Genomic DNA, 1216 nt, shown 5'->3' with positions numbered 1-1216 from the left:
GAACAAATAAATGAAAAAAGCAATATAACCAAAAGCATAAATAAATATATTAATGCTATCTATGATAATAATTTACATAATTCATTTGATATAAATACTTATTTAGATGAGTTTTATCGAATTTCAAAAACTAAATTTATGTTAATTTGAATGAATAGACAACAAATTATTGATTATTTAGATTGAGTTCGTAAAAAAGATATGCTTTATGATTTTATCCTTTGAAACAAAACAAATCCAATGCCAACTAATAATCATATTTATCAAGATAAAGAATATTGTATGATAATTTATTCTAAAAAACATCGAATTCCGAATTATAAAAATGATTATGAAAGTAAAAAAACAATTTTTAATTATTCAATCGGAAAAAAATTAACGAGACACCCAACAGAAAAACCATTATATATATTTAATCGATTAATTAGTAAATATAGTAAAGAAAATGATGTAATTTTAGATTGTTTTCTAGGTAGTGGTACAACGGCTTATGCTTGTGAACAGTTAAACCGAAAGTGATTGGGTTGTGAAATAAATAATGAATATTACAAAATAATTAAAAAAAGATTAAAAAATATTCAGTTTAAATTTGAATTTTAAGAGAAAGGAAAGAAAAAATGAATATTGTTTCAATTTTGGCTAAGTTAGAAAAAATAGAATTAGAACAAGAAAAACAAAAACTTTATTTAATTGCATTATCTAATTGTGGTTTGTCTGACGTACAAAAAACAGAATTATTAAACAACATTAATTTAATTGATGAAGAATATAAACAAAAACAAAAAGATAAACGACAAGCTAAAAAATTGGGCCTTAGTTATGCTAAATATAAAAAAATGCAAAAACAATAATTATTTTTTATTAATTAAAAACATAAATTATATAGCAGTTTTAATTGCGATGATGGTTGTATTATCCCAAGTAATGAATTAGAACAAGAAAAACAAAAACTTTATTTAATTGCATTATCTAATTGTGGTTTGTCTGACGTACAAAAAACAGAATTATTAAACAACATTAATTTAATTGATGAAGAATATAAACAAAAACAAAAAGATAAACGACAAGCTAAAAAATTGGGCCTTAGTTATGCTAAATATAAAAAAATGCAAAAACAATAATTATTTTTTATTAATTAAAAACATAAATTATATAGCAGTTTTAATTGCGATGATGGTTGTATTATCCCAAGTAATGCGAATACAAATTATTTTAA

The 1216-nt window shown here is 21.4% G+C and carries 3 protein-coding genes; all 3 read left to right on the top strand.

The features are described 5' to 3' along the window. Positions 1–600, top strand: a 600-nt coding sequence (locus C6B38_RS04450) for a DNA-methyltransferase (RefSeq protein WP_105298805.1), incomplete at its 5' end; no start/stop codon positions are given. Positions 601–617: 17 nt separating this feature from the next. Further along, entirely contained in the window at positions 618–851 is a 234-nt protein-coding gene (locus tag C6B38_RS04445) for a hypothetical protein (RefSeq protein ID WP_105298804.1), read from the top strand. 129 nt (positions 852–980) lie between these two features. After that, a complete protein-coding gene (locus C6B38_RS09945) occupies positions 981–1121 on the top strand; it encodes a hypothetical protein (protein WP_162475867.1) in 141 nt (46 codons plus the stop codon). Positions 1122–1216: the final 95 nt, after the last annotated feature.

This window comes from Spiroplasma sp. ChiS, assembly GCF_002968355.1.
GTDB lineage: Bacteria > Bacillota_I > Bacilli_A > Mycoplasmatales > Mycoplasmataceae > Spiroplasma > Spiroplasma citri.
The sequence above is the reverse complement of the archived record's forward strand: the minus strand, read 5'-3'. Positions and strand labels throughout refer to the sequence as shown.